We start from the raw sequence: 26,886 nt of genomic DNA, 5'->3' as shown, positions 1-26,886 counted from the left end.
CCGCAAGTGCCCCCCAAGGAGCTCCCGCGCCGCCGCGTCCCCGGACCCGCCCGGCCCGCGCGCCCCCGGCCCGCCTCCGCCGGGGCCCGCGCGTCCCGCCCCGCCCCGCGCCCGGCCGCGAAGCGGACCGCGCCCCGGCCGCCGGCCCGCCGGCCGCGCACCATCCGGCTCGGCAGCCCCCGCCCCCGGCTGCGGCTGGTCTCCCTCGGTCTGACCCTGGTCATGACGGCCTTCGTGGTGCGGCTGCTCCAGGTCCAGGCCGTCGACGCCAGCGCGTACGCGGCCAAGGCCGACAAGTACCGCTTCCAGGAGTACACGCTCTCCGCCGAGCGCGGCGAGATCACCGACCGCAACGGCATCGCGCTCGCCGCCAGCGTCGACGCGTACGACATCACCGCCGACCCGCAGCTCTTCACGCCCGAGGTGTCCAAGGTCCCGGACGCGCCCGAGCAGGCCGCCGCCCTCCTCGCCCCCCTGCTCGGCAAGGAGCCCGCGGAGCTCGCGAAGAAGCTCCGTACCCCCAAGTCCCGGTACACGCTGCTCGCCCGCAAGCAGACCCCGCAGGTCTGGAACCAGATCAAGGACCTGCGGCGGGTCTACGGGCAGAAGGCCCAGCGCTCGGCCGGCGGCACCGGCGTCAACCTCCTCGGCGGCATCCTCAGCGAGCCCAGCACCAAGCGCGTCTACCCGAACGGCGAGCTCGCCGCCGGGATACTGGGCTACGTCAACGCCGAGGGCAAGGGCGCCGGCGGCGTGGAGTCGATGCTCGACCCGGAGCTCGCCGGCAAGGACGGCAAGATCCGCTTCACCCAGTCCGGCGGCCGTCAGGTGCCCACCGCGGGCTCCCAGGGCACCCCCGCCGTCCCCGGTTCCGACATCGAGCTGACCATCGACCGGGACATCCAGTGGGCCGCCCAGCAGGCCATCACCGAGCAGGTGACGAAGTCCAAGGCCGACCGGGGCTACGTCATCGTGCAGAACACGAGGACCGGCGAGGTCCTCGCCATGGCCAACGCCCCGGGCTTCGACCCCAACGACCTCTCCGCCGCCAACGCCGCCTCGATGGGCAACGCGGCCCTCCAGGACGCCTACGAGCCCGGCTCCACCAGCAAGGTCATGTCCATGGCCGCCGTCCTGGAGGAGGGCAAGGCGGCCCCCGACACCCACGTCACCGTCCCCAACCGGCTCCACCGCGGCGACCGGCTCTTCAAGGACGACATCGACCACCCGACCTGGTACCTGACGCTCAACGGCGTCCTCGCCAAGTCCAGCAACATCGGCACCATCCTCGCCACCGGCCAGCTGGGCGCCACCCAGGCCGAGTCGAACAAGGTCCTCCACTCCTACCTGCGCAAGTTCGGCATGGGCAGCCACACCGGCCTGAACTACCCCGGCGAGACCCCCGGCATCCTGGCCGAGCCGCAGAACTGGTCCACCTCGCAGCAGTACACGATCCCCTTCGGCCAGGGCCTCTCCGTGAGCGCGATGCAGGCCGCCTCCGTGTACTCGACCATCGCCAACGGAGGGGTACGCGTCGAACCGACCCTGGTCCGGGGCACCAAGGGACCCGACGGGCGCTTCACCCCGGCGCCCAAGCCCGAGGAGTCCCGGGTCGTCAGCGAGAAGACCGCCAAGACGCTCGCCCAGATGCTGGAGTCCGTCGTCGACGACCGGGAGGGCACCGGCAACAAGGCCGCCATCCCCGGCTACCGCGTCGCCGGCAAGACCGGCACCGCCAACCGCGTCGACCCCGAGCTCGGCCGCTACAAGGGATACACCGCCTCCTTCGCCGGGTTCGCCCCCGCCGACGACCCGCAGATCACCGTGTACTGCGCCATCCAGAACCCCACCAAGGGCAGCTACTTCGGCGGCCAGATCTGCGGCCCCATCTACAAGAAGGTCATGGAGTTCGCCCTCAAGACCCTCCACATCGCCCCCACCGGCAGCGAGCCCGCCCGACTGCCGGTCATGTTCGACCCCACCCCGTGACACTCCGGGAGCACCAGTGACAACCATCACCCCCCATTCCGGGAACCGGAAATCGAACTCCGGCGAGGCCCCGGGCTCTTTTGGCCCCCTGCAGGGTGCGCCCGGTACGCTCACCGCCGTGCCACACGCTGATCAGTACCGAACCGCCCCGCCCCGGCCGGAGCAGGCCCGCCCGACACCCCTGGGCGACCTGGCCGCGCAGCTGGGGGTCGACGCCCCCGGAACCGCCGAGATCTCGGGCATCACCCACGACTCACGGGCCGTGCGACCCGGCGACGTGTACGCGGCCCTGCCCGGCGCCCGCGCCCACGGCGCCGACTTCGTCGCCCAGGCCGCCGGACTCGGCGCCGCCGCGATCCTCACCGACCCGACGGGCGCCGAGCGCGCCGCCGCCACCGGCCTGCCGGTCCTGGTCGTCGAGAACCCGCGCGGCCGGATGGGCGAACTCGCCGCCGAGATCTACGGGCGGCCCGGCGCCGACCTCCTCCAGATCGGCATCACCGGCACCTCCGGCAAGACCACCACCGCCTACCTCGTCGAGGGCGGCCTGCGCGGCTCCGGACACCACACCGGGCTCGTCGGCACCGTCGAGATGCGGATCGGCGACGAGCGCATCAAGTCGGAGCGCACCACCCCGGAGGCCACCGACCTCCAGGCGCTCTTCGCGGTCATGCGCGAGCGGGGCGTCGACGCGGTCGCCATGGAGGTTTCCAGCCACGCCCTCGTGCTCGGCCGGGTCGACGGCTGCGTCTTCGACGTCGCCGTCTTCAACAACCTCAGCCCCGAGCACATGGAGTTCCACTCCGACATGGACGACTACTACCGGGCGAAGGCCGGGCTCTTCACGCCCGAGCGCAGCCGCCTCGGTGTGGTCAACCTCGACGACGCCTACGGCCGCCGGCTGGTCGGCGACGCGACCGTCCCGGTCGTCACCTTCTCCGCCGAGGGCCGCGCCGACGCCGACTGGCGCGCCGAGGACCTCGTCCTCGGCTCCCACGACTCGACGTTCACCGCCGTCGGCCCCGCGGGGGAGCGGATCTCCGCCACCGCCCCGCTGCCCGGCCCGTTCAACGTCGCCAACACCCTCGCCGCGATCGTCACCCTCGCCGCCGCGGGCATCGACCCGAAGAGCGCCGCCGAGGGCGTCGCAGCCGTCCCCGGCGTACCGGGCCGCCTGGAGCGGGTCGACGCGGGCCAGCCGTACCTCGCCGTCGTCGACTACGCGCACAAGACGGACGCCGTCGAATCCGTCCTGCGCTCCCTGCGCGAGGTCACCGAGGGCAAGCTGCACGTGGTCATCGGCTGCGGCGGAGACCGGGACACCACCAAGCGCGGCCCGATGGGCGCCGCCGCGGCCCGGCTCGCCGACACCGCCGTCCTGACCTCCGACAACCCCCGCTCCGAGGATCCGCTCAAGATCCTCTCCGCCATGCTCGCGGGCGCCGCCGAGGTGCCCGCGGAAGACCGCGGCGAGGTGCTCGTCCTCGCCGACCGCGCCGCGGCCGTCGCGGCCGCCGTCGCCCGCGCGCAGCCGGGCGACACCGTCCTCGTCGCGGGCAAGGGCCACGAGCAGGGCCAGGAGATCGCCGGGGTCGTACGCCCCTTCGACGACCGCCAGGTCCTGCGCGAGGCCATCGCCGACCGCTCGCCCACCCGGGCTTCCGCGCCGAGCGGAACAGCCGGCCACCAGAACAGTCAGGGATGAAGCAGTGATCGCCCTCTCCCTCGCCGAGATCGCCGAAATCGTCGGCGGGCAGGCGCACGACATACCGGATCCGGCCGCCCGGATCACCGGGCCCGTCGTCATCGACTCCCGCGAGGTGCGGGCCGGCAGCCTGTTCGCGGCCTTCGCCGGTGAGCACGTCGACGGCCACGACTACGCGGAACGCGCCGTCGCGGCGGGTGCGACGGCCGTCCTCGCCACCCGCCCCGTCGGCGTCCCCGCCCTCGTCGTCGACGACGTCCAGACGGCGCTCGGGACCCTCGCCCGAGCCGTCGTCGAACGGCTCGGCACCGACGTCGTCGCCCTCACCGGCTCGGCCGGCAAGACGTCCACCAAGGACCTGATCGCCCAGGTCCTCGAACGGCACGCGCCCACCGTCTGGACGCCCGGTTCGCTCAACAACGAGATCGGCCTGCCGCTCACGGCGCTCCGCGCGAGCGACGAGACCCGGCACCTGGTCCTGGAGATGGGCGCCCGCGGCATCGGGCACATCCGCTACCTCACCAGCCTCACCCCGCCCCGCATCGGCCTCGTCCTCAACGTGGGCACCGCCCACATCGGCGAGTTCGGCGGCCGGGAGCAGATCGCCCAGGCCAAGGGCGAGCTCGTCGAAGCGCTTCCGCCGGCCGAGGAGGGCGGTGTCGCGGTCCTCAACGCCGACGACCCGCTGGTCCGCGCGATGGCGAGCCGCACCAAGGCCCGCGTGACCTTCTTCGGCGAAGCGGACGAAGCGGCCGTACGGGCCGAGAACGTCCGCCTCACAGAGTCCGGACAGCCTTCTTTCAGGCTTCACACACCCACCGGGTGCAGTGACGTGACCTTGCGCCTGTACGGTGAGCACCACGTGTCGAACGCGCTCGCAGCGGCCGCCGTCGCGCACGAGCTGGGCATGCCTGTCGAAGAGATCGCCACCGCGCTCTCCGAGGCCGGCACCCTGTCGCGCTGGCGCATGGAGGTCACCGAGCGTCCGGACGGCGTGACGATCGTCAACGACGCCTACAACGCGAACCCCGAGTCCATGCGAGCGGCCTTGCGCGCGCTCGCGGCCATGGGCCGGGCCGCACAGGCCCGAGGGGCTCGTACGTGGGCGGTGCTCGGCAAGATGGCCGAGCTCGGTGACGCATCGCTCGTCGAGCACGACGCGGTCGGACGGCTCGCCGTCCGGCTCAACGTCAGCAAGCTCGTGGCGGTCGGGGACAGGGAAGCGTCCTGGCTGCAACTGGGCGCATATAACGAGGGTTCGTGGGGTGAGGAGTCGGTGCACGTGTCCGACGCGCAGGCGGCTGTCGACCTGTTGCGCAGTGAGCTGCGCCCGGGGGACGTCGTCCTTGTGAAGGCTTCCAGGTCGGTCGGCCTCGAACAGGTCGCCATGGCGCTCCTCGACACCGAGGGCGAGGTCGCCGTCCGATGAGGCAGATCCTCTTCGCGGGGGCCATCGGGCTCTTCCTGACCCTGATCGGCACCCCGCTGCTGATCAAGCTCCTCGCCCGCAAGGGGTACGGGCAGTTCATCCGCGACGACGGCCCGCGCGGCCACGCCGGGAAGAAGGGCACGCCCACCATGGGCGGTATCTCCTTCATCCTGGCCACGCTCATCGCGTACGCCCTGGCCAAGGTCATCACCGGTGAGGACCCGACGTACTCGGGCGTCCTGGTGCTGTTCCTGATGGCCGGCATGGGCCTCGTCGGCTTCCTCGACGACTACATCAAGATCGTCAAGCAGCGTTCGCTGGGTCTGCGGGCCAAGGCGAAGATGGCCGGCCAGCTGATCGTCGGCATCGCCTTCGCCGTGCTCTCGCTGCAGTTCGCGGATCTGCGCGGGCTCACCCCGGCGTCCACGAAGCTCTCCTTCATCACGGACTTCGGCTGGGCCATCGGACCGGTGCTGTTCGTGGTCTGGGCGCTCTTCATGATCCTGGCCATGTCCAACGGCGTGAACCTGACGGACGGTCTGGACGGCCTCGCCACCGGCGCCTCGGTGATGGTCTTCGGCGCGTACACCTTCATCGGGCTCTGGCAGTTCCAGGAGTCCTGTGCGAACGCCATGACCCTGACCAACCCCAACGCCTGCTTCGAGGTGCGCGACCCGCTCGACCTCGCCGTCGTCGCCTCGGCGCTCATGGGCTCCTGCTTCGGCTTCCTGTGGTGGAACACCTCGCCCGCCAAGATCTTCATGGGTGACACCGGCTCGCTCGCCCTCGGCGGCGCCCTCGCCGGTCTCGCCATCTGCTCCCGTACGGAGCTGCTGCTGGCCCTGCTCGGCGGCCTGTTCGTCCTGATCACGATGTCCGTGGTCATCCAGGTCGGCTCGTTCAAGATGACCGGCAAGCGCGTCTTCCGGATGGCGCCGCTCCAGCACCACTTCGAACTCAAGGGGTGGTCCGAGGTCCTGGTCGTCGTCCGGTTCTGGATCATCCAGGGCATGTGCGTGATCGTGGGCCTGGGCCTCTTCTACGCGGGATGGGCATCGGAAAAGTGACAGAACAGCTCGACTGGAACGGCAAGAAGGTCACCGTCGCGGGACTCGGGGTGTCCGGCATCCCGGCCGCCCGCGTCCTGCACGGCCGCGGCGCGCTCGTCACCGTCGTCAACGACGGCGACGACGAGCGCTCCCGGGCCCAGGCCGCCGAGCTGGAGGCGGAGGGCATCACCGTCCGCCTCGGCGACGGGGCCACCCTGCCGTCCGGCACCGAGCTGATCGTCACCACCCCCGGCTGGCGGCCCGACAAGCCGCTCTTCACGGCCGCCGCGGAGGCGGGCGTGGAGATCTGGGGCGACGTCGAACTCGCCTGGCGGCTCAGGGGCCCCGACGCGGCCCCCTGGCTCGCGGTCACCGGCACCAACGGCAAGACCACGACCGTCCGGATGCTCGCCTCGATCCTGGAGGCGGCCGGACTGCGGACCGCCGCCGTCGGCAACATCGGCGTCTCGCTCCTCGACGCCGTCCTCGGCGAGGAGCGGTACGACGTGCTCGCCGTCGAGCTCTCCAGCTACCAGCTCCACTGGGCGCCGTCCGTCCGCGTCCACTCGGGCGCCGTGCTCAACCTGGCGCCCGACCACCTCGACTGGCACGGCTCCATGGAGGCGTACGCCGCCGACAAGGGCCGCATCTACGAGGGCAACCAGGTCGCCTGCGTCTACAACGTCGCCGACAAGGCCACCGAGGACCTGGTCCGCGAGGCCGACGTCGAGGAGGGCTGCCGCGCCATCGGCTTCACGCTCGGCACCCCCGGCCCGTCCGAACTCGGCGTCGTCGAGGGCATCCTCGTCGACCGGGCCTTCGTCGAGAACCGGCAGAAGAACGCCCAGGAGCTCGCCGAGGTCGCCGACGTCCAGCCGCCGGCCCCGCACAACATCGCCAACGCCCTGGCCGCGGCCGCCCTGGCCCGCGCCTTCGGCGTCGACGCCAAGGCCGTACGCGACGGCCTGAAGGCCTTCCGGCCCGACCCGCACCGCATCGAACTGGTCGAGGAGGTCCAGGGGGTCGCGTACGTCGACGACTCCAAGGCCACCAACACCCACGCCGCGGAGGCCTCGTTGGCCGCCTACGACCCGATCGTCTGGATCGCCGGCGGCCTCGCCAAGGGCGCGACCTTCGACGAGCTCGTCCAGAAGTCGGCGAAGCGCTTGCGCGGGGCCGTCCTGATCGGCGCCGACCGGGCCCTGATCCGCGAAGCCCTGGCGCGACACGCCCCGGAAGTACCGGTGGTGGACCTCGACCGGACCGACACTGGGGCGATGTCCGAGGCGGTCCGCGAGGCGACCCGGCTCGCCCACGCGGGGGACACGGTGCTCCTCGCCCCGGCCTGTGCCTCGATGGACATGTTCACCAACTACAACAAGCGCGGCGAGGCCTTCGCGGACGCGGTCCGCGCCCTCGCCGCCACCGGGGACGCCTGACCCGACCCGTGGGAGGGTCCGGCAGGACCGGGCACGACCGGAGGGGGCAGCGACCATGCCGAGCAAGATCGCAGGGACACGCGGGCCCTCCGCCGTACGCGGCGGAGGGCGGGCCCCCGCGACCCCGCGGCGGCCCCGCGGCGGGGGCCTTCGGAGGCTCCACGAGCGGGCGCGGAAGGCCTGGGACCGGCCGCTCACGGCGTATTACGTGATCATCGGCGCGGGCATGCTCATCACCGCCCTCGGCCTCGTGATGGTCTACTCCGCCTCGATGATCACGGCACTCCGCTACGAACTCGTGCCCTCCTACTTCTTCCGGAAGCAGTTCTTCGCCGCCCTCCTGGGCACCGGACTGCTCCTGGTCGCCTCACGGATGCCCGTGAAGCTCCACCGGGCCCTCGCCTACCCCATCCTGGTCGGCGCGGTCTTCCTGATGGTCCTCGTGCAGATCCCGGGGATAGGGCACTCCGTCGGCGGCAACCAGAACTGGATCTCGCTGGGCGGCCCGTTCATGCTCCAGCCCAGCGAGTTCGGCAAACTGGCGCTGATCCTCTGGGGCGCGGACCTGCTCGCCCGCAAGAACGACATGCGGCTGCTCACGCAGTGGAAGCACATGCTGGTGCCGCTGGTCCCGGGCGCCTTCCTGCTGCTCGGACTGATCATGCTCGGCGGCGACATGGGCACCGCCATCATCCTCACCGCGATCCTCTTCGGCCTGCTGTGGACCGCCGGAGCCCCCACCCGGCTCTTCGTCGGGGTGCTCACGGTGGCCGGCGCCCTCGGGGCGCTGCTCATCAGGACGAGCCCGCACCGCATGGACCGGTTCCAGTGCATCGGCGCCTCCGACCCCGGCGGCGAGGGAGCCCCCTGTCTGCAGGCCGCGCACGGAATCTATGCTCTGGCGTCGGGCGGATGGTTCGGTTCCGGACTCGGTGCGAGCATCGAGAAATGGGGCCAACTGCCCGAGGCGCACACCGACTTCATCTTCGCTGTCACCGGTGAGGAACTGGGTCTCGCGGGGACGCTGTCGGTACTCGCCCTGTTCGCGGCTCTAGGCTATGCGGGTATCCGCGTGGCCGGAGGCACGGAGGACCCCTTCGTGAGGTTCGCCGCGGGAGGTGTGACCACCTGGATCACGGCTCAGGCCGTGATCAACATCGGTGCGGTGCTCGGTCTGCTGCCGATCGCCGGTGTCCCGCTCCCGTTGTTCTCCTACGGTGGGTCGGCCCTGCTGCCGACCATGTTCGCCGTCGGGCTCCTCATCGCCTTCGCGCGACAGGAACCCGCCGCGAAAGCGGCCCTGGCCATGCGCCGCCCCGGCTGGGGCAAGCGGGCCGGGGTGAGATGGAAGTCGATGCGACGGCGCGTCAAGAAGCGCCCGTCCGGAGAGCGGTGAATTTCGGTGCATGTCGTACTTGCCGGCGGGGGGACCGCCGGCCACATCGAGCCCGCGCTGGCCCTCGCGGACGCCCTGCGCAGGCAGGACCCCAGCGTGGGGATCACGGCGCTCGGCACGGAGAAGGGTCTGGAGACCCGGCTCGTGCCCGAGCGGGGCTACGAGTTGGCCCTCATCCCCGCCGTACCGCTGCCCCGCAAGCCCACCCCCGAGCTGATCACCGTTCCCGGGCGGCTGCGCGGCACCATCAAGGCGGCCGAGCAGATCCTGGAGCGCACCAAGGCGGACTGCGTGGTGGGCTTCGGCGGCTACGTGGCGCTGCCCGGCTATCTGGCGGCCAAGCGCCTCGGGGTGCCGATCGTGGTCCACGAGGCCAACGCCCGGCCCGGCCTGGCCAACAAGATCGGTTCGCGGTACGCGGCCGGGGTCGCCGTCGCGACCCCGGACAGCAAGCTCCGCAACGCCCGTTACATCGGCATTCCGCTGCGGCACACCATCGCGACCCTCGACCGGGCGCGGGTGCGCCCCGAGGCGCGCGCCGCGTTCGGGCTCGACCCGAACCTGCCGACGCTCCTCGTCTCCGGCGGCTCCCAGGGCGCCCGGCGGCTCAACGAGGTGATCCAGCAGATCGCCCCGGTGCTCCAGCGCTCCGGCATCCAGATCCTGCACGCGGTCGGCCCGAAGAACGAAATGCCGCGCGTCGACAACATGCCCGGAATGCCGCCCTACGTGCCGGTACCGTACGTGGACCGGATGGATCTCGCGTACGCCGCGGCCGACATGATGCTCTGCCGCGCGGGCGCGATGACCGTCGCCGAGCTCTCCGCCGTCGGGCTGCCCGCCGCGTACGTCCCGCTGCCGATCGGCAACGGCGAACAGCGGCTCAACGCCCAGCCGGTGGTCAAGGCCGGTGGCGGACTCCTCGTCGACGACGCGGAGCTGTCGCCGCAGTGGGTGCAGGGCAACGTCCTGCCCGTACTGGCCGATCCGCACCGGTTGTACGAGATGTCCCGCGCCGCCGCCGAGTTCGGCCGCCGGGACGCCGACGATCTGCTCGTCGGCATGGTGTACGAGGCGATCGCCGCGCGCCGACAGGCGTAGCGCGGCGGCTGAGGGCAGGAGACGCCACGTGGCAGCCGGACCGACGACCGCGGAGAAGAGCGGCGCGAGCGAGTCGAAGAGGTCGTCGAAGGGCTCGCCGGACGGTCCGTCCCGCACGGGCACCCGGAATCGCAAGTTCCGGGTGCCCGGCACCCGGGCTCTCCTCCTCGCCCTCGCCGTTCTCCTGGTCGTGGCCGGCGGGATCTGGGCGCTCTACGGCTCGAACTGGTTCCGTGTAGAACGTGTGAAGACTTCCGGCACCTCGGTCCTGACCCCGCGTGAGGTCGAGGCCGTCGCCGCCGTCCCGATGGGCGCCCCGCTCGTCACCGTCGACACCGAGGCCATCGAGGCACGGCTGCGGGAGGGGTTTCCGCGGATCGAATCGGTGGACGTCGTGCGGTCCTGGCCGCACGGAATCGGACTGAAAGTGACGGAACGGAAGCCCGTTCTCCTGATGGAAAAGGGCGGAAAGTTCATCGAAGTGGACGCGACCGGAATGCGGTTCGCCACCGTCGACGCCGCTCCCCGCGGCATCCCCCGGCTCGTCCTCGACAGCGCCTCCTCGCCGAGCCTGCGCCGCTTCGGCGCGGAGCGGCTGCTCCGGGAGGCGGTGCGCGTCCGGGGTGAACTCCCGGCGGAAATCGCCCGGAACACTCGTGTCGTACGCGTCACCTCGTACGACTCCGTCACTCTGGAGCTGACCAGGGGGCGCACCGTCTTCTGGGGCAGCGGCGAACACGGTCCCGTCAAGGCCCGCGTTCTCACCGCGCTCCTGAAAGCCGCTCCCAAAGCGGGGCACTTCGATGTAAGTGCCCCCACAGCGCCCGCCTCGTCCGGGAGTTGACGGGAATCACCCCTGGCCAGCCCCCTGGTTGGCCAGCGCTACGGGTGATCACATAGGGTGAAAAGAAAAACGGGAGGTTCGGCGTGTTCGTTGAACGTGCGCCACTTGTCGACTTAGTGTCCTGTTCGGAAGAGTCCAGCGAACAGAGACACTGGTAACCCTAAACTTCAACGTTAGGGTTTGGGTCGGCGTTTCGGACCGTCCCAATCGGCATCCGTCGGAGTCGCGCGAACAACCGCGCGGCGACGACACGTAACTCGAGGCGAGAGGCCTTCGACGTGGCAGCACCGCAGAACTACCTCGCAGTCATCAAGGTCATCGGTGTCGGCGGCGGTGGTGTCAATGCCATCAACCGAATGATCGAGGTCGGTCTCAAGGGCGTCGAGTTCATCGCCATCAACACCGACGCGCAAGCGCTGTTGATGAGCGACGCCGACGTCAAGCTCGACGTCGGCCGTGAACTCACCCGCGGCCTCGGCGCCGGGGCGAACCCGGCCGTCGGTCGCAAGGCGGCAGAGGACCACCGTGAGGAGATCGAGGAGGTCCTCAAGGGGGCCGACATGGTCTTCGTCACCGCCGGAGAGGGCGGCGGCACCGGCACCGGCGGCGCACCCGTCGTCGCCAACATCGCGCGCTCGCTCGGCGCCCTCACGATCGGTGTGGTCACCAGGCCGTTCACCTTCGAGGGCCGCCGTCGCGCCAACCAGGCGGAGGACGGCATCGCCGAGCTCCGCGAAGAGGTCGACACCCTCATCGTCATCCCCAACGACCGGCTCCTGTCGATCTCGGACCGCCAGGTCTCCGTGCTCGACGCCTTCAAGTCGGCCGACCAGGTGCTGCTGAGCGGTGTGCAGGGCATCACCGACCTCATCACCACCCCGGGTCTGATCAACCTCGACTTCGCCGACGTCAAGTCGGTCATGTCCGAGGCCGGTTCGGCCCTGATGGGCATCGGCTCCGCCCGCGGCGACGACCGCGCCGTGGCGGCGGCGGAGATGGCGATCTCCTCGCCGCTCCTGGAGGCCTCCATCGACGGCGCCCGCGGCGTGCTGCTCTCCATCTCCGGCGGCAGCGACCTCGGTCTCTTCGAGATCAACGAGGCCGCGCAGCTGGTCAGCGAGGCCGCCCACCCGGAGGCCAACATCATCTTCGGCGCCGTCATCGACGACGCCCTCGGCGACGAGGTCCGGGTCACCGTCATCGCGGCCGGCTTCGACGGCGGCCAGCCGCCGGCCCGCCGGGACAACATCATCGGCTCGGTCTCCGCCAAGCGCGAGGAGCCGGCCCCGGCGCCCCGCCACGTCGAGACCTCCCGCCCGCTGGGCGGCCTCGGCACCGTCGCCCCGCGCGAGGAGCCGGTCCAGGCTCCGGCCGAGCCGGCGCCGGCGGTCAACGAGACCCCGCTGTCGACCACCCCTCCGGTCGTCCCGCCGGCCCGTCCGTACACGGACAGCCAGGCCGAAGAGCTGGACGTCCCGGACTTCCTGAAGTGATAGGACAGCGCTTCGACGCGAACGGCGCGCACTTCGCCTTCACCGACAGGTGGGGCGGAGTGAGCGCCGTTCCGTACGAGGAGCTCAACCTCGGCGGCGCGGTGGGGGACACCGCCGAGGCGGTCCTGGCCAACCGGGCGCTCGCGGCCGGCGCCCTCGGGCTCGACCCCACGTCGGTGGTCTGGATGAACCAGGTCCACGGCGCGGACGTCGCCGAGGTCGAGGGGCCGTGGGGCACCGACGGGATCCCGTCGGTGGACGCCCTCGTCACCTCCCGGCCCGGACTCGCGCTCGCCGTCCTCACCGCGGACTGCGTCCCCGTCCTCCTCGCCGATCCGGTCGCCGGGGTCGCGGCCGCCGCCCACGCCGGGCGGCCCGGGATGGTGGCGGGCGTCGTTCCCGCCGCGGTCGCGGCCATGATCGATCTCGGCGCCGACCCCGCCCGTATCGTCGCCCGCACCGGCCCCGCCGTCTGCGGGCGTTGCTACGAGGTGCCGGAGGCTATGCGGGCCGAGGTCGCCGGGACCGAGCCCGCCGCCTGGGCCGAGACGAGCTGGGGTACCCCGGCCGTCGACGTCACCGCCGGAGTCCTCGCCCAGCTCGAACGGCTCGGCGTCACGGACCTGCAGGCCAGTGCGGTCTGCACCCGGGAATCCGGTGACCACTACTCGTACCGCCGCGATCGCACCACGGGGCGACTCGCGGGATATGTCTGGTTGGACTGAGAAGAGACATGACGGACCGCACGTCGGAACTCGCCGAGAATCTGGCCCGGGTGGAGGCCCGCATCGCGGCCGCCTGTGCCGCCGCCGGGCGCCCGCGGGAAGAGGTGACGCTCGTCGTGGTCACCAAGACCTACCCCGCGAGCGACGTGAGAATCCTCCACGGACTCGGCGTACGGCACGTCGCCGAGAACCGGGACCAGGACGCCGCCCCGAAGGCGGCCGCCTGTGCCGACCTTGATCTGACCTGGCACTTCGTGGGTCAGTTGCAGACCAACAAGGTCAGATCCGTGGTGGGTTATGCCGATGTGGTGCAGTCTGTCGACCGCTTGAAGCTCGTTTCCTCGCTCTCCGCGGCCGCGGAGAAGGAGGGCCGCGAACTCGGTTGTCTCCTCCAGGTCGCCCTCGACGCCGAGTCGGGCGAGCGGGGCGACCGCGGCGGTGTCGCACCCGACGGGATCGAGGAGTTGGCGGCCGCGGTGGACGCCGCCCCGGGGCTGCGGCTCGACGGGCTCATGACCGTCGCCCCGCTCTCCGGTCCGTACGCGGGACGGCAACGCGCCGCCTTCGACCGGCTGATGGATTTGTCGACTGCCCTGCGCGCGACCCGTCCGGCTGCGAACATGGTGTCAGCAGGGATGAGTGCGGACCTCGAAGAGGCCGTCGCTGCCGGGGCGACACACGTACGCGTCGGTACGGCGGTACTCGGAGTCCGCCCGAAGCTCGGGTAACGTCGCGAAGCAAGTCGGACCACAGCAGAAAATATGGTCATTCCGCAGAACGGCGGGACGACCCGTGGATCGCGGGCACTTGGTGACGCTGCGACATTGGCCAGTCAGTATGGCGATCCACCACAGAGCGGAGGACTCAGAGAATGGCCGGCGCGATGCGCAAGATGGCGGTCTACCTCGGCCTCGTGGAGGACGATGGGTACGACGGCCGGGGCTTCGACCCCGACGACGACTTCGAACCCGAGCTGGAGCCGGAGCCCGAGCGCGACCGGCGCCACATCGCCCCCCCGCGACAGGTGGAGCGTGAGGAACCGGTACGAGTGGTGCAGCCTCCGGCCCCCCGTGAGCCGATGTCCCATTCTGTTCCGGTACTCGCCGAAAGCGGACGTCCGGCCCGAATTGCCCCCGTGGCATCCATCACACCCGAACGTCCCAGCATGGAGAAGAACGCACCCGTGATCATGCCCAAGGTCGTGTCCGAGCGGGAGCCCTACCGCATCACCACGCTGCACCCCCGGACCTACAACGAGGCCCGTACCATCGGGGAACACTTCCGTGAGGGCACCCCGGTGATCATGAATCTCACGGAGATGGACGACACGGACGCGAAGCGACTTGTCGACTTTGCCGCCGGACTCGTCTTCGGGCTCCATGGCAGCATTGAGCGCGTGACGCAGAAGGTGTTCCTGTTGTCGCCTGCTAACGTCGATGTCACGGCGGAGGACAAGGCCCGGATCGCAGAGGGCGGATTCTTCAACCAGAGCTGAGAACACGAGAACCGGACGGACCGGTCGCGAAGCGGCCGGAACAAGTGAGAGCACGTAAGTCAGGGGAGAGGGAAACGCGGGATGGGCGTCGCACTACAGGTGGTCTACATCGTGCTGATGTGCTTCCTCGTCCTCCTGATCGTCCGACTTGTCATGGACTACGTCTTCCAGTTCGCCCGTTCATGGCAACCCGGTAAGGCGATGGTGGTCGTCCTTGAGGCCACCTACACTGTCACCGATCCACCGCTCAAGCTTCTGCGGCGACTCATCCCGCCGCTGCGTCTCGGGGGCGTGGCACTCGACCTGTCCTTCTTCGTTCTGATGATCATCGTCTACATCCTGATCTCCATCGTGAGCAGCTTCGCGAGGTGAATGTGGACGATACGGTCTTGCCGACTGCCGACGACTACGTAGAGGTGAAGAAGAGATGCCGCTGACCCCCGAGGACGTGCGGAACAAGCAGTTCACGACCGTCCGCCTCCGAGAAGGCTATGACGAGGACGAGGTCGATGCCTTCCTCGACGAGGTCGAGGCCGAGCTGACCCGCCTGCTCCGCGAGAACGAGGACCTGCGCGCCAAGCTGGCCGCTGCGACCCGTGCCGCCGCGCAGAACCAGCAGCAGCAGGGGATGCGCAAGCCCCCGGAGCAGCAGGATCGTCCCGTCGGTCCCGGCGCGCCCGTGCCCGCCGCCATATCCGGACCGCCGGTCCAGCAGCAGCCGCCGCAGATGGGCCCGCCGCAGCTTCCGTCCGGTGCCCCGCAGCTTCCCGCCGGCCCGATGCAGGGTGGCCCCATGCAGGGCGGCCCCATGCAGGGTGGTCCGATGCAGGGCGGCCCCATGGGTCCCGGCCCGATGCAGGGCGGCCCCATGGGTCACCCGCAGCAGCAGATGCAGCAGCAGATGCCGCCGCAGATGCAGCAGCCGCAGCAGGGTCCCGGTGGCGACAGTGCCGCGCGTGTCCTCTCGCTGGCCCAGCAGACCGCCGACCAGGCGATCGCCGAGGCCCGCTCCGAGGCCAACAAGATCGTCGGCGAGGCGCGTTCGCGCGCCGAGGGCCTGGAGCGGGACGCCCGCGCCAAGGCGGACGCTCTTGAGCGGGACGCGCAGGAGAAGCACCGCGTCGCGATGGGCTCCCTGGAGTCCGCCCGCGCGACGCTGGAGCGCAAGGTCGAGGACCTGCGCGGCTTCGAGCGCGAGTACCGCACGCGTCTGAAGTCGTACCTGGAGTCGCAGCTGCGTCAGCTGGAGACCCAGGCCGACGACTCGCTCGCCCCGCCGCGTACCCCGGCCACGGCCTCGCTGCCGCCGGCCCCGTCGATGGCCTCGGCCGGCGCCGGTGCGCCGTCCTACGGCGGCAACGGTGGGATGGGCGGTGGACCGTCCATGGGCGGCGCCCCGTCCTACGGCGGCCAGCAGCAGATGTCCCCGGCGATGACCCAGCCGATGGCTCCGGTCCGTCCGCAGGCTCCGCAGCCGATGCAGCAGGCGCCCGCGCCGATGCGTGGCTTCCTGATCGACGAGGACGACAACTGACGGCGCGTGGTCGCGCGATGAGCGCGTAGCCGTCGGCAGGCTGAAGGGCCGGGCCCCGGGAAACCGGGGCCCGGCCCTTTGCCGTACGCACACCTCCTCGCCGCGGGCCGCGCCCGCCGCCCCCACCACGCGGGCCGCGTCCGCCACCGTGCCACCCGCCGCCCCTCGCCACTGGTCGCGCGGGCTGCGCCTGCCGCCCTTGCTATCCCGCCGTGCGGGCTGCGCCCGTAGCCCGGGCCCACCCCCGCCCCGTGTGGGCTGCGCCCGCCCCCGGAGAGTGGGCGCCGGCTCGGTGGGGGAATGCACACAGCCCGGGGGTGCCGGCCCAGGGGGTGGTCGTCGGGGATGCGGAAAGGGCCCGGCACCGGGGTGGTGGCGGGCCCTTCTGGGAGGGGGTTAGGCCTTGCGGAGGCGGAACGTGAGGTTCAGGGACTCGTCCGTGAACGGCTCGCCGTACGTCTCGTCCGCCTCGCCCTGCCCGTGATCCGTCGCCAGGACCTCGTCCGCGATCAGACCCGCGTGCGCCGTCAGCGCCTCCGCCGTCTCCGGCGAGTCCGTCACCCAGCGCAGCGCGATCCGGTCCGACACGTCCAGGCCGCTGTTCTTGCGGGCCTCCTGGATCAGGCGGATCGCGTCACGCGCCAGGCCCGCCTTGCGGAGCTCCGGGGTGATCTCCAGGTCGAGGGCGACCGTCGCGCCCGCGTCCGAGGCCACCGACCAGCCCTCGCGGGGGGTCTCCGTGATGATGACCTCCTCGGGGGTGACGGTGATGTCCTCGCCGTTCACCGACAGGGTCGCCTCGCCCGACCGCAGGGCCAGCGACAGCGCCGCCGCGTCCGCCGCCGCCACCGCCTTCGCCACGTCCTGGACGCCCTTGCCGAAGCGCTTGCCGAGGGAGCGGAAGTTCGCCTTGGCGGTGGTGTCCACCAGCGAGCCGCCCACCTCGGAGAGGGAGGCCAGGGAGGAGACGTTCAGCTCCTCCGTGATCTGGGCCTGGAGGTCCGCGGAGAGGGCCGCGAAGCCCGTTGCCGCCACCAGGGCCCGGGAGAGCGGCTGGCGGGTCTTCACGCCCGACTCTGCGCGCGTCGCCCGGCCCAGCTCGACCAGGCGTCGGACGAGCAGCATCTGCTCCGAGAGCGTCTTGTCGATCGCCGTCGTGTCCGCCTCCGGCCACGTCGCCAGGTGGACCGACTCGGGGGCGTCCGGCGTCACCGGCACCACCAGGTCCTGCCAGACCCGCTCGGTGATGAACGGGGTCAGCGGGGCCATCAGCCGCGTGACCGTCTCCACCACGTCGTGGAGGGTGCGGAGGGCCGCCTTGTCGCCCTGCCAGAAGCGGCGGCGCGAGCGGCGCACGTACCAGTTGGAGAGATCGTCGACGAAGGCCGAGATCAGCTTGCCGGTGCGCTGGGTGTCGTACGACTCCATCGCCTCGGTCGCCTCGGCGACCAGGGTGTTGAGCTCGGAGAGCAGCCACTTGTCGAGGACCGTGCGGTCGGCCGGGGCCGGGTCCGCGGCCGAGGGGGCCCAGCCGGACGTGCGGGCGTACAGCGCCTGGAAGGCCACCGTGTTCCAGTACGTCAGGAGGGTCTTGCGGACGACCTCCTGGATCGTGCCGTGGCCCACCCGGCGCGCCGCCCACGGCGAGCCGCCGGCCGCCATGAACCAGCGGACCGCGTCGGCGCCGTGCTGGTCCATCAGCGGGATCGGGTCAAGGGTGTTCCCCAGGTGCTTGGACATCTTGCGGCCGTCCTCGGCGAGGATGTGGCCCAGGCAGACCACGTTCTCGTAGGACGACTTGTCGAAGACCAGCGTGCCGACGGCCATCAGCGTGTAGAACCAGCCGCGCGTCTGGTCGATGGCCTCGGAGATGAACTGCGCCGGGTAGCGGGACTCGAAGAGTTCCTTGTTCTCGTACGGGTAGCCGTACTGCGCGAACGGCATCGAGCCCGAGTCGTACCAGGCGTCGATGACCTCGGGGACGCGGGTGGACTCCAGCGAGCAGCCCTCCGTGGGGCAGCCGAAGGTCACCGCGTCGATGTACGGGCGGTGCGGGTCGAGCTGCGACTGGTCGGTGCCGGTCAGCTCGGTCAGCTCGGCGCGCGAGCCCACACAGGTCAGGTGGCCGTCCTCGCAGCGCCAGATCGGCAGCGGGGTGCCCCAGTAGCGGTTCCGGGAGAGCGCCCAGTCGACGTTGTTGGTCAGCCAGTCGCCGAAGCGGCCGTGCTTGACCGAGTCCGGGAACCAGTTCGTCCGCTCGTTCTCCGCGAGCATGCGGTCCTTGACCGCGGTCGTGCGGATGTACCAGGACGGCTGCGCGTAGTACAGCAGCGCCGTGTGGCAGCGCCAGCAGTGCGGGTAGCTGTGCTCGTACGCGATGTGCCGGAAGAGCAGCCCGCGCGCGTCCAGGTCGGCGGTGAGCGCCTCGTCGGCCTTCTTGAAGAAGACGCCGCCGACCAGCGGCACGTCCTCCTCGAAGGTGCCGTCGGGGCGGACCGGGTTCACGACCGGCAGACCGTACGCCTTGCAGACCTTGAGGTCGTCCTCACCGAAGGCGGGGGACTGGTGGACCAGACCGGTACCGTCCTCGGTCGTCACGTACTCGGCGTTCACGACGTAGTGGGCCGGCTCGGGGAACTCGACCAGCTCGAAGGGGCGCTGGTAGGTCCAGCGCTCCATCTCGGCGCCGGTGAAGGACTCGCCGGTGGTGACCCAGCCCTCGCCGAGGGCCTTCTCGACCAGCGGCTGGGCGACGACGACCCGCTCGTCGCCGTCGGTGGCGACGACGTAGGTGACCTCGGGGTGGGCGGCGACCGCCGTGTTGGACACGAGGGTCCACGGGGTCGTCGTCCAGACCAGGAGCGCCGCCTTGCCGGCCAGCGGGCCGGAGGTCAGCGGGAAGCGGACGTAGACCGAGGGGTCGACGACCGTCTCGTAGCCCTGGGCCAGCTCGTGGTCCGAGAGGCCGGTGCCGCAGCGCGGGCACCAGGGGGCGACCCGGTGGTCCTGGACGAGCAGGTCCTTGTCGAAGATCTGCTTCAGCGACCACCAGACCGACTCGATGTACGAGGGGTCCATCGTCCGGTACGCGTCGTCCAGGTCGACCCAGTAGCCCATGCGGGTCGTCAGCTCGGTGAACGCGTCGGTGTGCCGGGTCACGGACTCGCGGCACTTGTCGTTGAACGCGGCGATGCCGTAGTCCTCGATGTCCCTCTTGCCGGAGAAGCCGAGCTCCTTCTCGACGGCGAGCTCCACCGGGAGGCCGTGGCAGTCCCAGCCGGCCTTGCGGGCCACGTGGTAGCCGCGCATGGTCCGGAAACGGGGGAAGACGTCCTTGAAGACGCGGGCCTCGATGTGGTGCGCGCCCGGCATGCCGTTGGCGGTCGGCGGGCCCTCGTAGAACACCCACTCGGGGCGTCCCTCGGACTGTTCGAGGGTCTTGGCGAAGATCTTGTTCTCGTGCCAGAGATCGAGCACGGCGTGCTCCATCGCGGGCAGGTCGACCTGGGCGGGCACCTGGTGGTACTGCGGCGGTGTCATCGAGTTCCTCCGGCGGACTGTCGTCGTTCCGTCGGAGGGACGAGAGCGCTGCTCCCGCGGTACCACCCTCCTTGGCCCGGGGCACGCACGCCCTGAGCCCCCTCATTGGGGTCGCGACGCCGGGTCTAGTCACCGCGGAGTCCCACGGCTTTCTTCCGACGGCTCCGGGGTGATGCTTCACATCGGGCTCGCCCCCGGGCTCTCACCGTCCCCGGGTCGCTCATGGCTGCGTACGACGCTACTCGTCCCCATCCAAGCCTTTCGCTAGGGCCAGTGTACGGGGCCCGGGATGGGGTGGCAGACCGGTTTTCCCGTGACCCGAATGGCCATACGGGGCGGTTCGGCTTGGTGTGCGGCCATGTGGGGGAGGGGCGGGACGGATTACCCGGCGGGGAGCTGGGCACAACGGAGGCAGGCCTGCCCCGATGGGTGCGGGGGCGGGTGGGAACGGCGGCGTGCCCCGTTGCCGCGGGCCTTGGGCCGATTTATCGTCCCAGCACGATTCGCGAGCAAGATCACAAAATGTGAAGGGGCCGCGACATGGTGGCGAAGAAGACCGCCGCGAAGAAGCCCTCGGCCGCCGGTTCCACCGGTTCGGCGGAGGGCACCAAGGACGTGGCCGGGAAGAAGACGACGGTCGCGGAGCCGCCGACGGTCGCGAAGAGGACCACCACGAAGAAGACCACCGCGAAGAAGACCACCGCGAAGAAGACCACCGCGAAGAAGACCGCCGTGAGGAAGAACGCCGTGAGGAAGAACGCGGCGGAGAAGGCGGTCGCCGAGGAAACGGTTGCCCCGAGGGCCGCCGCCAGGAAGACGCCCGCCAAGAAGGCCGCGGCGAAGAAGGCGGCCGCCACGGCGCCCGCGAAGAAGCAGACAGGAGCCAGGACGGTGGCAGCGAAGAAGACCGCGGGTGGCGTCACGACCGCCGGGGACGAGGCCGCCGTGCCTCCCGCCCGGACCGGCGAGCTCGCGGTACGTCCCGGCGAGGACCCGTGGACCCCGGCCGAGGTCACCGAGGCCCGCGACGAGCTCCAGTCCGAGGTGCTGCGGCTCCGCAGCGAGCTCGCGCACTCCCAGGAGGAGCTCACCGGCCTCATGCGGGACTCGGGCGACGGCGCCGGGGACGACCAGGCCGACACCGGCACCAAGAACATCACCCGCGAGCACGAGCTCGCCCTGGCGGCCAACGCCCGGGAGATGCTGGAACAGACCGAGCACGCCCTGGAACGGCTCGACGCGGGCACGTACGGCCTGTGCGAGGTGTGCGGGAAGCCGATCGGCAAGGCGCGGATGCAGGCCTTCCCCCGGGCCACGCTCTGCGTCGAGGACAAGCAGCGTCAGGAGCGGCGCGGCTGAGGGCCGGGGACGGCGCGGCCGGGGGCGGCGGCGCTGAGGGCGGAGGCTGCGCGGCCGGCGGTCGACGGCGGCGCGGCCGGTGATCGGGGCCGGTGCGGCCGACGGCGGTGGGCGGCGCGGCTGAGGGCGGCGTGGCCGACGGCGGTGGGCGGCGCGGCCGGTGATCTCGGCTGCCGGTCTCGTACGCCTGTGCCGTACCCTCGGTGCACGGTCAGGCATCGAGGTCGAGGGACTCACTCACGTGGCAGAGGCGGAGCGCATCATCGGTACGCCGGATTCAGCAGGGGCCGAGGAGCCGGCCGCCTCCGACGAGACGGTGGCCGCCGACGGTACGGCCACGCCCGCCGACGGGTCGGCCGCTCCCGAGGAGCGGCCGAAGGGCAGGCGCAGGATCCTCGCCCTGTTCGTCGTGGCCGTGCTCGCCTACCTGCTCGACCTGGGCAGCAAGATGCTCGTGGTCGCCAAGCTGGAGGGCCACGAGCCGATCCAGGTCGTCGGTGACCTGCTGCGCTTCGACGCCATCCGGAACCCGGGTGCGGCGTTCGGCATGGGCGAGGCCTTCACGATCATCTTCACCTGCATCGCGGCCGCCGTGATCGTCGTGATCATCCGGCTGGCGCGGAAGCTGTACAGCCTGCCCTGGGCGATCGCGCTCGGTCTGCTGCTCGGCGGCGCGCTGGGCAACCTCACGGACCGGATCTTCCGCTCCCCGGGCGTCTTCGAGGGCGCGGTCGTCGACTTCATCGCCCCCGCGCACTTCGCCGTCTTCAACCTCGCCGACTCGGCGATCGTCTGCGGCGGCATCCTCATCGTGATCCTGTCGTTCCGGGGCCTGGACCCCGACGGCACCGTCCACAAGGACTGAGCCGATCCGGCCGCGCGACCCGAGCACCTCGGGGCAAGGCATACTCGACGAGTGAGTACGAGTCCCGAGATCCGCACGCTGCCCGTTCCCGATGGCCTGGAGGGCGAGCGCGTCGACGCCGCCATCGCCCGTATGTTCGGGTTCTCCCGTACGAAGGCGGCCGAGCTGGCCGCCGCAGGGAAGGTCCAGGTCGACGGCTCCGTCGTCGGCAAGTCCGAGCGGGTGAGCGGCGGCGCGTGGCTCGAGGTCGAGATGCCGGGCGCGGCCGCGCCCGTGCAGATCGTCGCCGAGCCCGTCGAGGGCATGGAGATCGTCCACGACGACGACGACATCGTCGTGATCATGAAGCCGATCGGTGTGGCCGCGCACCCCAGCCCCGGCTGGACCGGCACCACGGTCATCGGCGGCCTCGCCGCCGCCGGGTACCGCATCTCCACCTCCGGCGCCGCCGAGCGCCAGGGCATCGTGCACCGCCTCGACGTCGGCACCTCCGGTCTGATGGTGGTCGCCAAGTCGGAGTACGCGTACACCTCGCTCAAGCGCCAGTTCAAGGAGCGCACGGTCGACAAGCGCTACCACGCGCTGGTGCAGGGCCACCCCGACCCGATGAGCGGCACCATCGACGCCCCCATCGGCCGGCATCCGAACCACGACTACAAGTGGGCGGTCACCGCCGACGGCAAGGCGTCCGTCACGCACTACGACCTGATCGAGGCGTACCGCTCGGCGTCGCTGCTCGACATCAAGCTGGAGACGGGCCGCACCCACCAGATCCGGGTGCACATGTCCGCCCACCGCCACCCCTGCGTCGGTGACCTGACGTACGGCGCCGACCCGACGATCGCCAAGCGCCTCGGGCTGACCCGGCAGTGGCTGCACGCGGTCCGGCTGGGCTTCGAGCACCCGGGCGACGGCTCGTGGGTCGAGTTCGCCAGCACGTACCCCGAGGACCTCCAGAAGGCCCTGGACCGGATCGCGGCGGAGAGCCAGTGAGCGCCCCGCACTCCGTGTACAGCGTCCGTGAGGCGGCCGGTCCCGAGGACCGCGAGGCCTGCTTCGCCGTCCGCCGGGAGGTCTTCGTCGGCGAGCAGGGCGTCCCGCCCGAGCTGGAGTACGACACGTACGACGCCACCGCGGTGCACGTGCTCGCCGTGCGCGAGGACGGGCTGCCGCTGGGCACCGGCAGGCTCCTCCTCGGGGCGGACGCGGTCGGCAAGACCGGCGCCGACGCCTCGGTGGGCTCCCTAGGCCGGCTCGCGGTCTCCAAGGCCGCGCGCGGCCTCGGTGTCGGCGCGGCGCTCGTGCGGGGCATCGAGGACGTGGCGCGCGAGCGCGGTCTGACCGCCGTCGACCTGCACGCGCAGACCCACGCGCTCGGTTTCTACGAGCGGCTCGGCTACGAGGCGTACGGCCCCGAGTTCCCGGACGCGGACATGCCGCACCGGGCCATGCGCAGGGCCCTGTAGGGCCCGCGCGGCCCCAGGAGCGCCCGACCGCCCCCTGTCACACCCGCCGCGAGCGGGCGTACACAGGGGGCAGTCGTCTTTAAAACGGACATACGTGACAGGGTGTGTCCGTGGATCAATTGGCCCTGTTGTTCTTGCTGCTGCTCGGCGCGCTGCTCACGGTCCCCCTCGGCGAGCGGCTCGGACTGCCCGCGCCCGTCCTGATGACCCTCGTCGGGATCGGACTGGCGGTCCTGCCCTTCGTACCGAACGTCGAGGTGCCGCCGGAGTTCATCCTTCCGCTGGTGCTGCCGCCGCTGCTCTACGCCTCCGTGCAGCGGACCTCCTGGCGGCAGTTCGCGGCCAACAGGCGGCCGATCTTCCTGCTCGCGGTCGCCCTCGTGTTCGTCACCACGGCCGCCGTCGGCGCCGTCGCGGGCGCCCTCGTGCCCGGGCTTCCGCTGGCCGCCGCGATCGCGCTCGGCGCCCTCGTCGCCCCGCCCGACCCGGTCGCGGCGACCGCCGTGGCCGGCTCGCTCGGGCTGCCGCGGCGGCTGGTGTCGATCCTGGAGGGCGAAGGCCTCTTCAACGACGTCACCGCGATCGTGCTCTACCACGTGGCCATCGCCGCCGCGGTCAGCGGCTCCTTCTCCTGGCCCGACGCGCTCGGCGAGTTCGTCCTCTCCGCGGTGGTGGCGGTGGCGATCGGCCTGGCGCTCGGCTGGCTCTCCAACAAGCTCATCGGGCTGCTCGGCGACGCCACCCTGCAGACCGGCCTCACCCTCCTCGTGCCCTTCGTGAGCTACGTCCTCGCCGAGGAGCTGCACGGCTCCGGCGTCCTCGCCGTCCTGGTCACCGCCCTCTTCATCGCCGAGCACGCGGCCGACGCCGACGACGTGATGGGCCGGCTCGCCGGGCAGACCTTCTGGCAGATCGTCGACACCCTCGTCACGGGCATCGCCTTCGGCCTCATCGGCCTCGAACTCGTCCATGTCTTCGGCGTGGCCGAGGGGCGCGGCCTGCAGATGCTCGGCTGGGGCGCCGCCGTCGTCGGGGTGGTCGTCGGCGTCCGGCTGCTGTGGCTGCTGCCGGCGACCTGGCTGGCGAAACGGCTGCACACCCGCCGGGACGTCGACGAGGAGATCCCGACCAGCTGGCGCGAGACCATCGTCATGTGGTGGGCGGGGATGCGCGGCGTGGCCTCGGTGGCGCTCGCGCTCGCCATCCCGCTCCGTACCGACGACGGCGCGCCCTTCCCCGGCCGGGACGAGATCATCTTCATCGCCTTCTGCGTGATCATCGCCACGCTCGTCGTCCAGGGGCTCACCCTGCCCTGGCTGGTGAAGCGGCTCGGCGTACGGGCCGACGCGGACGCCGAGCGGGTCCTGGAGCGGGATCTCGCCATCCGGGCGGCGAAGGCGGCCCGGCGCAGGCTCAAGGAGATCGAGGAGGTCGAGGAGCTGCCCGAGGAGGTCCAGGAGCGGCTGCTGCGCGGGGCGTACGACATCGGGGCGCGGATCAGTCCGGACATGGTCGACGAGGAGCGGCGGGCCGCGTTCGTCGAGCGGACGAAGCGCTTCAAGGCGGTGCAGCGGATCCAGCGGGAGCTGATGTCGGCCGCACGGCACGAGGTGCTCGCGGCGCGCAGCGAGCCGGGCGCCGACCCGGAGGTGGTGGACCGGGTGCTGCGGCAGCTGGACGTGCGCAGCATGCGGTGAGGGTCGTGTCGGCGGGTTCGGTGACCGTCGGTGGGGGGTGGCAGGATGGCGGGTATGGACATCATGCTTTTCCACTCGGTGTACGGGCTGCGCCCGGCCGTCCGGGACGCGGCCGACCGGCTGCGGGCCGCCGGGCACCAGGTGTGGGTGCCGGACCTGTTCGACGGCTGGACCACCGATTCGGTGGAGGAGGGCATGGCGAAGCGGGACGAGATCGGCAAGGACGAGCTGCTGAAGCGCGCGATCCTGGCCGCCGCCCCGTACTCGGAGCGCGGTCTGGTCTACGCGGGCTTCTCCTTCGGTGCCTCCGTCGCGCAGACCCTGGCCCTCGGTGACGAGAAGGCGCGCGGGCTGCTGCTGCTCCACGGCACGTCGGACCTCGCGCCGAACGTGTCGGTGGACGAGCTTCCCGTGCAGCTGCACGTGGCCGATCCCGACCCGTTCGAGACGCACGACTGGCTGTCCTCCTGGTACCTGCAGATGCGCAAGGCCGGGGCGGACGTGGAGATCTACCGTTACCCGGGCGCGGGGCACGTGTACACGGACCCCGAGCTGCCCGACTGGGACGAGGAGTCGGCCGACCGGACGTGGTCGGTGGGGCTGGCCTTCGTGGACAGCCTGTAGGACCGCGGCGAACGGGTGTGGCCCCCGGGGGAGTTCCCCGGGGGCCACACCCGTGTTCGGCCGGATCAGGCGCGGTACGCCGTCCAGTAGTCGTTCATCCGGGTCACCTGGCCCGAGGTGAACTGGTACATGCAGGCGTCGTACGTGTAGTCCATGAAGTTGTGGATCGGGTCCACACCGGCCTTGTTGGTGCAGGTGTCACGGCCGGTCGGGCACTCGTAGGCGGGGCTCTTCTCGGCGGGGGTGTCGGCCACGCCGTCACCGCTGCCGCTGCAGCCGCCCTGGAAGGTGTGGTAGAGGCCCATCCAGTGGCCGACCTCGTGGGTGGCGGTGTCGCCCTGGTTGTAGTTGGCCGCGGAGCCGCCCGGGAGCGAGGCGTCGAGGACGACGACACCGTCCATGGACGGGCTCGAGGCGTACGAGGACGGGAAGGTCGCCCAGCCGAGGAGGCCGCCGCCCAGGTTGGCGGTGTAGAAGTTCAGCGCGCCCGCGCCGCCCTTCCGGAGGGTCTGCTTCATCTGCTTCTCGGCGGTGGAGCCGGAGGACAGGTTGTACCAGGACGCGTTGTCCGTGTAGTCGGTACCGGCCAGGGTGAACTGGAAGTTGGAGTTCACATTGCCGGTGCCCTGGCCCGCGTAGGCCGCGTTCAGGACGTTCATCTGGCTGGTGATCGCGCTCGCGGAGAGCTTGCCCGTCGTTCCGGAGTGGATGACGTGGAAGTAGACGGGGATGTTCACCACCGCGGCGGCTCTGCCGGCGGAGCCGCTGAGGCGGGCCTCGGAGCGGGCGGCGGACAGCTTCTTCTTGAAATCGGCGTCCATGGCCGCGGCCTTGGCGGCCGTGACCTCGTTCGGCTCGGCGGCGTGGCCGTCGGCGCCGCGCGCCTTGCGGGCACCGGAGAGGGCGCCGGCGTCGTCGGCGCACTCCTCGGCGGACGCGCCGGCCAGGGTGGCGGTGGTGGTGCCGCTCGCGACCGGAGCGGAGAGCGGGGCAAGGGCCAGGGTTCCGGCCATGACGGCCGTACCGAGCATCCGACGTGACATACGCGGGGATATGCGGACAAGAGCACGCATGGTGACTCCTCGTGGGGGGTGGGGGGAGGAACTTCCTCCGCCACGCCGGGGAGATTACGCGTC

General features: G+C 71.2%; 22 protein-coding genes. 20 read left to right on the top strand and 2 right to left on the bottom strand.

The genetic code is table 11. The annotated features are described in order from the left end of the window. Positions 1-6 precede the first annotated feature (6 nt). The 14 genes from ACIP8Z_RS30245 (at position 7) to ACIP8Z_RS30180 (ending at position 16,199) form a co-directional block, all read left to right on the top strand. Positions 7-1,989, top strand: coding sequence for a peptidoglycan D,D-transpeptidase FtsI family protein (locus tag ACIP8Z_RS30245; RefSeq protein ID WP_402089110.1), 1,983 nt, complete (start codon positions 7-9; stop codon positions 1,987-1,989). A 16-nt stretch (positions 1,990-2,005) separates the two neighbouring features. After that, positions 2,006-3,694: a UDP-N-acetylmuramoyl-L-alanyl-D-glutamate--2,6-diaminopimelate ligase gene (locus ACIP8Z_RS30240; RefSeq protein ID WP_402089107.1), complete on the top strand. Its 1,689-nt coding sequence runs from the start codon at positions 2,006-2,008 to the stop codon at positions 3,692-3,694. Positions 3,695-3,698: 4 nt separating this feature from the next. After that, complete coding sequence (murF, locus tag ACIP8Z_RS30235; protein ID WP_402089105.1) at positions 3,699-5,123, top strand: UDP-N-acetylmuramoyl-tripeptide--D-alanyl-D-alanine ligase; 1,425 nt, start codon at positions 3,699-3,701, stop codon at positions 5,121-5,123. Beyond that, positions 5,120-6,190: a phospho-N-acetylmuramoyl-pentapeptide-transferase gene (gene mraY, locus ACIP8Z_RS30230; protein ID WP_266965077.1), complete on the top strand. Its 1,071-nt coding sequence runs from the start codon at positions 5,120-5,122 to the stop codon at positions 6,188-6,190. The genes murF and mraY overlap by 4 nt, the downstream gene beginning before the upstream one ends. Beyond that, positions 6,172-7,611 (top strand): UDP-N-acetylmuramoyl-L-alanine--D-glutamate ligase, encoded by a 1,440-nt coding sequence (gene murD, locus ACIP8Z_RS30225; RefSeq protein WP_402089102.1) that lies wholly within the window; start codon positions 6,172-6,174, stop codon positions 7,609-7,611. The genes mraY and murD overlap by 19 nt, the downstream gene beginning before the upstream one ends. 55 nt (positions 7,612-7,666) lie before the next feature. Then, positions 7,667-9,007, top strand: coding sequence for a putative lipid II flippase FtsW (gene ftsW / locus ACIP8Z_RS30220; protein WP_319308684.1), 1,341 nt, complete (start codon positions 7,667-7,669; stop codon positions 9,005-9,007). Positions 9,008-9,013: 6 nt separating this feature from the next. Then, positions 9,014-10,108: an undecaprenyldiphospho-muramoylpentapeptide beta-N-acetylglucosaminyltransferase gene (murG, locus tag ACIP8Z_RS30215; protein ID WP_030314515.1), complete on the top strand. Its 1,095-nt coding sequence runs from the start codon at positions 9,014-9,016 to the stop codon at positions 10,106-10,108. Between the two features lie 28 nt (positions 10,109-10,136). After that, positions 10,137-10,952 carry a cell division protein FtsQ/DivIB gene (locus tag ACIP8Z_RS30210; RefSeq protein WP_402089099.1) on the top strand — a complete coding sequence of 272 codons (816 nt, stop codon included), beginning with the start codon at positions 10,137-10,139 and terminating at the stop codon, positions 10,950-10,952. 278 nt (positions 10,953-11,230) lie between these two features. After that, the gene (ftsZ, locus tag ACIP8Z_RS30205; protein ID WP_402089096.1) at positions 11,231-12,445 is read left to right on the top strand and encodes a cell division protein FtsZ; all 1,215 of its coding nucleotides are present in this window, start codon (positions 11,231-11,233) and stop codon (positions 12,443-12,445) included. After that, positions 12,442-13,170, top strand: a complete 729-nt coding sequence (gene pgeF, locus ACIP8Z_RS30200) for a peptidoglycan editing factor PgeF (RefSeq protein ID WP_402089094.1) — start codon at positions 12,442-12,444, stop codon at positions 13,168-13,170. The genes ftsZ and pgeF overlap by 4 nt, the downstream gene beginning before the upstream one ends. A gap of 8 nt (positions 13,171-13,178) precedes the next feature. After that, positions 13,179-13,898: a YggS family pyridoxal phosphate-dependent enzyme gene (locus ACIP8Z_RS30195; protein ID WP_319308680.1), complete on the top strand. Its 720-nt coding sequence runs from the start codon at positions 13,179-13,181 to the stop codon at positions 13,896-13,898. 143 nt (positions 13,899-14,041) lie between these two features. Then, positions 14,042-14,665: a cell division protein SepF gene (locus ACIP8Z_RS30190; RefSeq protein WP_030314526.1), complete on the top strand. Its 624-nt coding sequence runs from the start codon at positions 14,042-14,044 to the stop codon at positions 14,663-14,665. Between the two features lie 81 nt (positions 14,666-14,746). Then, on the top strand, positions 14,747-15,037 hold the full coding sequence (locus ACIP8Z_RS30185; protein ID WP_017238790.1) for a YggT family protein: 291 nt from the start codon (positions 14,747-14,749) through the stop codon (positions 15,035-15,037). A gap of 55 nt (positions 15,038-15,092) precedes the next feature. Then, positions 15,093-16,199: a DivIVA domain-containing protein gene (locus tag ACIP8Z_RS30180; RefSeq protein ID WP_030314528.1), complete on the top strand. Its 1,107-nt coding sequence runs from the start codon at positions 15,093-15,095 to the stop codon at positions 16,197-16,199. Positions 16,200-16,595: 396 nt separating this feature from the next. On the opposite strand, the gene ileS is transcribed toward ACIP8Z_RS30180, so the two are convergent. Further along, a complete protein-coding gene (gene ileS, locus ACIP8Z_RS30175; protein WP_402089090.1) occupies positions 16,596-19,739 on the bottom strand; it encodes an isoleucine--tRNA ligase in 3,144 nt (1,047 codons plus the stop codon). A 540-nt stretch (positions 19,740-20,279) separates the two neighbouring features. Between ileS and ACIP8Z_RS30170 the strand changes: the two genes are divergently transcribed. The 6 genes from ACIP8Z_RS30170 to ACIP8Z_RS30145 all read left to right on the top strand — a co-directional run bounded on the left by ACIP8Z_RS30170 (position 20,280) and on the right by ACIP8Z_RS30145 (position 25,750). After that, entirely contained in the window at positions 20,280-21,098 is an 819-nt protein-coding gene (locus ACIP8Z_RS30170; RefSeq protein WP_402089088.1) for a TraR/DksA family transcriptional regulator, read from the top strand. Positions 21,099-21,339: 241 nt separating this feature from the next. Continuing rightward, the gene (gene lspA / locus ACIP8Z_RS30165; protein WP_402089085.1) at positions 21,340-21,963 is read left to right on the top strand and encodes a signal peptidase II; all 624 of its coding nucleotides are present in this window, start codon (positions 21,340-21,342) and stop codon (positions 21,961-21,963) included. Positions 21,964-22,014: 51 nt separating this feature from the next. Next, positions 22,015-22,956: an RluA family pseudouridine synthase gene (locus tag ACIP8Z_RS30160; RefSeq protein WP_073916813.1), complete on the top strand. Its 942-nt coding sequence runs from the start codon at positions 22,015-22,017 to the stop codon at positions 22,954-22,956. Beyond that, positions 22,953-23,429, top strand: a complete 477-nt coding sequence (locus ACIP8Z_RS30155; RefSeq protein WP_402089083.1) for a GNAT family N-acetyltransferase — start codon at positions 22,953-22,955, stop codon at positions 23,427-23,429. The genes ACIP8Z_RS30160 and ACIP8Z_RS30155 overlap by 4 nt, the downstream gene beginning before the upstream one ends. A gap of 110 nt (positions 23,430-23,539) precedes the next feature. Then, the gene (locus tag ACIP8Z_RS30150; protein WP_402089081.1) at positions 23,540-25,126 is read left to right on the top strand and encodes a Na+/H+ antiporter; all 1,587 of its coding nucleotides are present in this window, start codon (positions 23,540-23,542) and stop codon (positions 25,124-25,126) included. 54 nt (positions 25,127-25,180) lie between these two features. Further along, positions 25,181-25,750, top strand: a complete 570-nt coding sequence (locus ACIP8Z_RS30145; RefSeq protein ID WP_402089079.1) for a dienelactone hydrolase family protein — start codon at positions 25,181-25,183, stop codon at positions 25,748-25,750. A gap of 65 nt (positions 25,751-25,815) precedes the next feature. Here the strand turns inward: ACIP8Z_RS30145 and ACIP8Z_RS30140 are convergent, their stop codons facing one another. Then, the gene (locus ACIP8Z_RS30140; RefSeq protein ID WP_402089076.1) at positions 25,816-26,793 is read right to left on the bottom strand and encodes a zinc metalloprotease; all 978 of its coding nucleotides are present in this window, start codon (positions 26,791-26,793) and stop codon (positions 25,816-25,818) included. Positions 26,794-26,886 lie beyond the last annotated feature (93 nt).

The organism is Streptomyces sp. NPDC088553 (assembly GCF_044752965.1).
Classification (GTDB): domain Bacteria; phylum Actinomycetota; class Actinomycetes; order Streptomycetales; family Streptomycetaceae; genus Streptomyces.
This window is presented reverse-complemented; position numbering and strand designations above follow the sequence as displayed.